At 64.2% G+C, this 7,120-nt stretch carries 8 protein-coding genes; 2 read left to right on the forward strand and 6 right to left on the reverse strand.

The window, feature by feature from the left end; all coding sequences use genetic code 11:
* Positions 1-44 precede the first annotated feature (44 nt).
* Positions 45-560 (reverse strand): putative toxin-antitoxin system toxin component, PIN family, encoded by a 516-nt coding sequence (locus AB4Y35_RS12700; protein ID WP_368704617.1) that lies wholly within the window; start codon positions 558-560, stop codon positions 45-47.
* Between the two features lie 64 nt (positions 561-624).
* Here AB4Y35_RS12700 and yaaA point away from each other — a divergent pair, with 64 nt between their 5' ends.
* Complete coding sequence (gene yaaA / locus AB4Y35_RS12705; protein WP_368704618.1) at positions 625-1,419, forward strand: peroxide stress protein YaaA; 795 nt, start codon at positions 625-627, stop codon at positions 1,417-1,419.
* Positions 1,420-1,448: 29 nt separating this feature from the next.
* Entirely contained in the window at positions 1,449-2,612 is a 1,164-nt protein-coding gene (locus AB4Y35_RS12710) for a M14-type cytosolic carboxypeptidase (protein ID WP_368704619.1), read from the forward strand.
* An 86-nt stretch (positions 2,613-2,698) separates the two neighbouring features.
* Here AB4Y35_RS12710 and AB4Y35_RS12715 read toward each other — a convergent pair whose 3' ends face one another.
* From AB4Y35_RS12715 to AB4Y35_RS12735, 5 genes are all read right to left on the reverse strand, one after another.
* A complete protein-coding gene (locus tag AB4Y35_RS12715; RefSeq protein ID WP_368690822.1) occupies positions 2,699-3,370 on the reverse strand; it encodes a hypothetical protein in 672 nt (223 codons plus the stop codon).
* A 202-nt stretch (positions 3,371-3,572) separates the two neighbouring features.
* Positions 3,573-4,247: an energy-coupling factor ABC transporter permease gene (locus AB4Y35_RS12720; protein ID WP_342921069.1), complete on the reverse strand. Its 675-nt coding sequence runs from the start codon at positions 4,245-4,247 to the stop codon at positions 3,573-3,575.
* 10 nt (positions 4,248-4,257) lie between these two features.
* Entirely contained in the window at positions 4,258-5,193 is a 936-nt protein-coding gene (locus AB4Y35_RS12725; RefSeq protein ID WP_368690821.1) for a LuxR C-terminal-related transcriptional regulator, read from the reverse strand.
* 196 nt (positions 5,194-5,389) lie between these two features.
* The gene (locus tag AB4Y35_RS12730; RefSeq protein ID WP_321929780.1) at positions 5,390-6,604 is read right to left on the reverse strand and encodes a DUF2863 family protein; all 1,215 of its coding nucleotides are present in this window, start codon (positions 6,602-6,604) and stop codon (positions 5,390-5,392) included.
* Positions 6,605-6,809: 205 nt separating this feature from the next.
* Positions 6,810-7,120, reverse strand: a 311-nt coding sequence (locus AB4Y35_RS12735; protein WP_368704620.1) for a hypothetical protein, incomplete at its 5' end; no start/stop codon positions are given.

Here is a 7,120-nt window from a genome sequence, read left to right on the forward strand (position 1 = left end):
GCTGCGGTGCTCAGGCCGGGCGCGAGCGCCGTGACGCAAGGGCATCAGGCCTGGGCGGCTTGAGCCGCGTTCTGCACACATTCGGCGACGAAGGCATCAGGCGTCGCGATGCGAAAGCCAAAGTCGCGCGCCACGCGCTTCGCGAGCTTGAGCACCGCGCGGTCCTTCGAGACGAGCCACTGTGCGCCGCTGGCGCGTGCCAGTTCCAGAAACTTCTGGTCGTCGCGATCGCGGCATTGGGGCAGGGGCCGCGCGTCGGCGGCAAGCTCGGGCAGCTCGATCAGTTCGACGAGCCCGGCCAGCGCCGCGAGCGCGTCCGCTTTCGCGACGCCGCGATCCGCGAACTGCGGATAGTCGAGCACGTGGGCCAACTCGGCCTGGCAGCGCGCGTCGATCAGCGCCTGGATCGCGCCGCGCTCGAGCGCCGCGCGAATGGGGCGCGTGTGCAGGTCGTCGAATACGAGGATATCGAGCCAGACGTTCGAGTCGAGAACCACGGGGAGCGCGCTAGCGGCGGTGGGCGAGAGGGGGGCTGCGGTTGGGGGCGTGAGGCCGGTCATTCGTGAATTCGCTACAATCGGGCTTTCGCCTTTGAACATCGGCACATCGTGCCTGCAAGCCTCTATGATAATCGTTCTGTCGCCGGCCAAATCGCTCGACTATGACACGCCGGCGCACATCGAAGCCCACACCATCCCCGATTTCGTCGACGACGCAGCCGAGCTGATCGCCGGCCTGCGCCGCCTCTCGCCGCAGCAGATCGGTTCGCTCATGAGCATTTCCGACCCGCTCGCGCGCCTGAATTTCCAGCGCTATGCCGACTGGTCGAAGCAGTTCAGCCAGACCAACGCGAAGCAGGCCGTGCTCGCGTTCAACGGCGACGTCTACGAAGGCTTCGACGCGAAGTCGCTCTCGTCGGCGGATCTCGACTTCGCGCAACATCATGTGCGCGTGCTCTCCGGGCTCTATGGCCTGCTGCGTCCGCTCGACCTGCTGCAGCCTTATCGCCTGGAAATGGGCACGCGTTTCGAAAATGCGCGCGGCAAGGATCTGTACGCGTTTTGGGGCGAGCGCATCACGCACGCGATCAATGCGCAGATCGAGCACAACCACGCGAAAGCAGCGCAGGGCGCGCGCGTGGTGGTGAACTGCGCGTCGAACGAGTACTTCAAGGCCGTGAAGCCGAAGAAGCTCGCCGCGCCTGTGATCACGCCGGTATTCGAAGACTGGAAGGGCGGGCGTTACAAGATCATCAGCTTCCACGCGAAGCGCGCGCGCGGGTTGATGGCGCGTTATGCCGTCGAGAACCGCGTGGCCGAGCCCGCAGCGCTCAAGGCGTTTGACGTGGAAGGCTACGCGTTCGATGCAGATGCATCGAACGATTCGACCTATGTATTTCGTCGGCGCATCGCCGAGTAAGTGAACAAGCAAGCGGGAAGGAAAACACCATGACGATTGCCATCACCAGCCAGTTCGATGCGGGCGCGATCGAGGTTCTGTCGTGCGAGCGCGCCGACGACATCCGTCTGCGCGTGCGGGCGGACAACCAGTCCGAGTTCGCGCAATGGTTCTACTTCCGCCTCTCGGGCGTACGCGGCGAGCGTTGCGTGATGACGTTCGAGAACGCGTCGGCCTGCGCATTTCCCGAGGGCTGGCGCGACTACCAGGCCGCGGCGAGCTACGACCGCGTGAACTGGTTCCGCGTGCCGACCTCGTATGACGGGAAGGAACTCGTCATCGATCACACGCCCGACTTCGACAGCATCTACTACGCGTACTTCGAGCCGTATAGCGAAGAGCGTCACTCGGAGTTCCTTGGCGCGCTTCAGCAGCTGCCGCACGCCACGCTCACGGAACTCGGGCAAAGCGTGGAAGGCCGGCCCATGTCGCTGCTCTCGCTCGGCATGCCGGGCGACACCGCGCCTGACGGCAAGCCCAGGAAGACGGTGTGGATCATCGCGCGCCAGCATCCGGGCGAGAGCATGGCCGAATGGTTCGTCGAAGGGTTGGTCAAGCGGCTCGCCGGTTGGGGCGACTGGGCGGGCGATCCGGTCGCGCGCAAGCTGTACGACCGCGCCGTGTTCCATATCGTGCCGAACATGAATCCGGACGGCAGCGTGCACGGGAATCTGCGCACCAACGCCGTGGGCGCGAACCTGAACCGCGAGTGGATGGGGCCGGACGCGCAGCGCAGCCCCGAAGTGCTGGCCGTGCGCAATGCGATCGAAGCCACGGGCGTCGATCTGTTCTTCGACATCCACGGCGACGAGACGCTGCCCTATGTGTTCGTGGCGGGCTCGGAAATGCTGCCGGGCTTTACCGATCAGCAACGCACGGAGCAGAAGGCGTTCATCGAGGCGTTCAAGGTGGCGAGCCCCGACTTCCAGGATCAGCACGGCTACGAGGCGAGCCGCTACCGCGAAGATGCGCTCAAGCTCGCGTCGAAGTACATCGGCCATCGCTATGGCTGCCTGTCGCTCACGCTCGAGATGCCGTTCAAGGACAACGCCAATCTGCCCGACGAACGCGTAGGCTGGAACGGCGAGCGCAGCGCCGCGCTCGGCGCTGCGATGCTGCAGGCTATCCTGCATCACGTGGAGGCGTTCGCGTAACACGCGCCTTCGCCACACAGACATCAAGAAAAAGGGGGAAACGGTCTGGCCGTTTCCCCCTTTTTGCATCGAGCGTACTGACGAGTTCAGTGAGCCGTCGTCTTCTTCTTTGAAGTCGTTTTCTTCGCAGTGGATTTCGTCGTCGTCGATTTGCTGGACGACTTCGTGCTGCTCGTCGACGACTTGTGGCTCGACTTGCTCGCGGGCGCTTTCTTCGAGCCGTTGCCCGTGGCCTTCCTGGTCGAATGCTTGCCCTTTCCATGGGCGCCGCTCGACGCCGTGCCGCGCTCGCTGCGTGCGCGCGCCGGCGGGACCGGATCGTTCCAGCTGAACGCGAGCATCTGCTGCCCGACATAGCCGCAGCGAAACTTCAGGTCGTAGGGCGAGTTGCCGCTTGCTTTGGGAATGCCGATGCCGTCGACCGTCACGATCGTATCGACTTTCACGCGCTGCTTGCCTTCGTCGAACGAGTCGTTCCATGGCGTCACGCTCGCGTGCGCGCTGTCGAACGAGCTGGGTGGAAACTCGACGTGATCGAGCGCCGTCGACGTGCTTGCGACGAAATCACCATGCGCCGCGCAGTCCGCGACTAGCGGGTCCGCGTGCATCTGGGTGACGAACTGATTGACGAGATCGTTGTGTTGATCGAGTTGATCGGCCTGCGCGGCTGGCGCGGCGATGAGCATGAGGCTCGCGGCGCACGCCGCCAGTTGACCGGCTACGAACAACAGCCGGCGGGATGCATGGTTGCAGTCCATCTGCTTGCTTGGGATCAGGGGTGAAACGTCAGGCACCGTAAGATGCTGTACAGCCGGGTCGAGTTCAATCCGGAAACAATTATTTTCTTCTGCCTGAGCGATGGAATCGGCGCAAGCGCTGCCGCGTGTGCGCCGAAGGCCGAACGCGACGTGTCGTCGCGCCCGTCGTCACGTTGCTGGCGGTGCGGCGTTGAGGTAGCGCTCAGGTTCGCGGGCCGCCCAGACGATAGCGACGCACGTCGTAGGTGGTGACCCAGGTCGGACGGTAAACGGCGATCAGCGCCGTTGCCATGCCCGTGAACCAGGCCTCGCCCGAAGCGAGCAGAAATACGCTGAATGCATAACCTGCGGGCACGGTGATCGCCGATCCGCCGTTGAGCGCGACATGGGTGCCGAGCGCGAGATAGGCCGCCGCCGAAACGGCGATGGCCGGCGACACGAAACCCTGGCCGACGATGAACATGAAGAGGTTGCGTGGCAGCCACGCGGTGCAGGCGCGCTGCAGCAGCGCCGAAATCGCGACAGGGAAGGCGCCGAATATCAGGAAGGTGAGGGCGACGCCTTCCCACGGGGCGTCGAAGACAAGCGCGGCGAGCCCGACGACGACGCCCATGGCGACGAGCGCGAGTCCCCAGTCGAATAGCGTGACCACGAGCGTGGCGCCGAGCAGGTGCAGCACGGTGCCGTCTTCGAGCCACGCATTGCTTGCCCACAGCACGGAGATTGCGACGACGATCGCAAGCCACACGTGCTGGAGCGTCGCGTCCTGCAGGCGCTTGAAGGGGTTCTTCCATAACGCGAGCGCGAGCAGCCCCGCGGTGACAACCCAGGCACCGATAGCAACCCAGAGCGGAAGCGGCGTAAATAGGAACCCCATGTGCTTCATATTACTCGTTGGAAGGCAAGCCGTGTGCGCGGGCGAGCACCAGGGCTTCCTCGTCCGCACCCTCGCTGGCCTCGCCGACCTCGACGGGGCGCATCTGCTGCGCTGCGGCGGGGTCGCCATAAGGTGTCACCGGCTCCGCGGCGAAGGGCAGCGGCTCCGCACTGTCGCCTGACAGCAACGGATAGCGATGCGCCAGACCGTCGCGTGCGCGTAATGGCACCGGGCCGTGCTCGCCGTGCCTGGGCTTTGCCGCCCGCTCGCATCGCGCGCGCAGCACCTGCAGCTGGTTCGCGAGCAAGCCGTTGTAGATCGCGACGGCCGCCGCGCGATTGGGCGCGCCGAGCTGCTGAAAGATGCTTGTCAGATGGACTTTCACCGTGCCCTCGCTGATGCCGAGCGCTCGCGCGATCATCTTGTTGGTATTGCCCATATGGACGCATCGCAGGATCTGCTCCTGTCGCGGTGACAGGTCGACCTTCGGCCGCACCTTGCGGGCCTGTGCGGCGGCCTTGGCGTTGAGCCGGGGCGGCAGGGGCCATGGCGTACATGGACCGAGCACGTCGGCCGGCAGATGATCGCCGCCGAGCATGATGAGCTCCAGAAACTTCACGATCAGGAGGGAGTCCGTTGTGCGCCGGATGATGCCGCGGGCACCTTCGTTGATGAGCGCGCGCACGGTCGTAGGCGTCTCGCCGCTGTCGACCAGTACGGCGACGGGCAGGCTGCGGTGCCGCATGACAAAGTGGCGCAGTTCGCCGGCGCGGATACCGTCGTGCCAGTCGATCACGATGAGGTTGGGGGTGAACCGTTGCAAGGCGCGCTCGGCGCTGCGCCAGTCCGGCGCGTCATTGAAGCGTGCGCGACGGTCGATTTGTCTTAACAGCGCCTTGAGCCCTTCGCGCCTTTCGGCGTCCGGATTGAGTACAACGAACCGCATGGATTTGCCCTCCTCTCGTTGACGGCCTCTCGCAATGTTGTGAAACGCGCACCGCTTCTAAGCGGCGGTGAACCAGACCAACAGCACCATGATGACAAAAAGGTTGCGCGCTGGCGGCCTGTCCAAAAGGCATAAGACATAGGGCAAAAAAAAGTCCCGCACACAGGCGGGACCGGGTAGGAATTTGGGCGTTGTCCTAGTGGAAGTGTGGCTGTACGGGCTCAGCATCTTCTGGCATCTCGGCGTGGACGATCTCGCCGAGCGGATCCGCATAGAGCGGCACGCCGCAGTCATCGCAATATTCCGGCTCGAAGCGGCCGGCGTGACGACGGATGTCGGTGATGCCCGATTCCTTCAGCAGCGCAACGATCTCTTCGAGCGGACCGCTGCTGACACTCTCTTCGGTCGGTTCTTCGTCGATGTCGGCGTCGCCGTTCTCGCGGCCATAGAGCGGCCAGACCACGCCATACAGCACGTCATTGCTGCCGCGCTTCGTGAAGCCGATGCGGTATTCGTCGATACGGCGCTCGCCGAAGCCGGCGACGACGGCACGCAGGTCCTGCGCGCCCGCGCCGATCGTGTCGAGCAGATAACGCACGGCGGTGCGGATGGTGTGCGGGCGCACGCGCTCGTCGGCGTCGCGGCAGGCGGAGTAGTAGGCGTCCGGCAGCAGGCACTCGAACTCGCAGCCCGGCATGACGACGGCAAGGTTGGCGCCGCCCTGGGTGGCCCATTGTTCCAGGCACTGGCCGCGCTCGATACGCGAGCCGTGCTCCTCTTCCTGCCAGCGGAAGAGCGGGGCGCCAACGGGTGCTGCGACGACGGCGAGCAGGAAACGCGGATCGGCGAGGATCGGCGACGTTTCCGGCAGTTCGCCCGAGCTGATTTTCGCCGGCGTGCCGCTTAGCGCCGCCTGCGTAAGCTGTTGTGCGAGGCGCCAGGTTTCGACATGGTGGCGCGGCAACTGGTCGATGCTATAGAGATAGGGGGCCATCGCGACGCGCGTGCCGTTCGCCAGCACGTGGGCCTGAAGATGGGTGCGCAGGGCATCGGCTCCATCCGCCTTCAGCGGGCCCGAAGGGATGACATAGCGTGTCCAGGCCAGCACCGGCGCGGCGACGAGCAGCGCTTCGTATTGCGCGCCGTCGTGTTCGACGATGAACGACTCGCTGTGCGTCTCTGCCATGTCGGCGAGCGCGCCATAGGCGTCCGGATGATTCTGCTGCAAATGATCGAGCGCGGCGTCGAGCGTAGTCTGATTGCCGTTGCGCACGACCTTCGCTAGCAGCGTGTCGAGCTTTGCCTCCCAGAAGCGGTCTTCGGTGCGGCTGCCCGAGGCGAACAGGGCGAGCGAGAGGCCGACGAGTTTGTCGGCGTCAGGAGGAAGGCGTTTGGCGATTCGCGAGCGCATAAATCTGTGAGTTGGGGTGCAGAGAACCCCATATTCTAGTCGGTTCCGTGCGCGCCATCGGATTGGGCAGCAGGAGCAGGCCGGATGGGCCCGTGCGCGATGGGGGATCGTCGTTGCTGCGCGGCCGGAAGGCATCGGCCAGAAGCACTATGGCGACTGCTATATGGAGCAGGGGAGCCGTGTTCAGTCCGACTTTGCTATCCCGTCAAAAAACCGCTTGCAAGATGTCATCTGCGTGACTAGAATTCCGGTCTTTCGCGCTTTCGATGAAGGCGCGGGGAGACGGGAAGCCCGGGCGAAAGCCTTGTGGCGACTGGGTCTGCGGGTGATTGGAAGTTAAGCGGCAGGTTGAACGAAGTAAAAAAACCTGTTGACAGATCGCCGGGCAGTCTTCATAATCTCGTTTCTCTGCTGCTGACGCAGCAACGCAGAAAGAAGCCGGTAGTTGAGCAGTTTTAACGGCGCTTTCGCGATCGATCTTTAAAAATTTACAGCCGATAAGTGTGGGCGCTTGAT

Source organism: Paraburkholderia sp. EG286A (assembly GCF_040965375.1).
Lineage (GTDB): Bacteria > Pseudomonadota > Gammaproteobacteria > Burkholderiales > Burkholderiaceae > Paraburkholderia.

What these genes read in the sequence shown, in the direction of transcription:
- yaaA (WP_368704618.1), top strand. Translation starts at nt 625, where the DNA reads ATGATAATCGTTCTGTCGCCGGCCAAATCGCTCGACTATGACACGCCG.
- AB4Y35_RS12700 (WP_368704617.1), bottom strand. Translation starts at nt 560, where the DNA reads ATGACCGGCCTCACGCCCCCAACCGCAGCCCCCCTCTCGCCCACCGCC.
- AB4Y35_RS12710 (WP_368704619.1), top strand. Translation starts at nt 1,449, where the DNA reads ATGACGATTGCCATCACCAGCCAGTTCGATGCGGGCGCGATCGAGGTT.
- AB4Y35_RS12725 (WP_368690821.1), bottom strand. Translation starts at nt 5,193, where the DNA reads ATGCGGTTCGTTGTACTCAATCCGGACGCCGAAAGGCGCGAAGGGCTC.
- AB4Y35_RS12720 (WP_342921069.1), bottom strand. Translation starts at nt 4,247, where the DNA reads ATGGGGTTCCTATTTACGCCGCTTCCGCTCTGGGTTGCTATCGGTGCC.
- AB4Y35_RS12730 (WP_321929780.1), bottom strand. Translation starts at nt 6,604, where the DNA reads ATGCGCTCGCGAATCGCCAAACGCCTTCCTCCTGACGCCGACAAACTC.
- AB4Y35_RS12715 (WP_368690822.1), bottom strand. Translation starts at nt 3,370, where the DNA reads ATGGACTGCAACCATGCATCCCGCCGGCTGTTGTTCGTAGCCGGTCAA.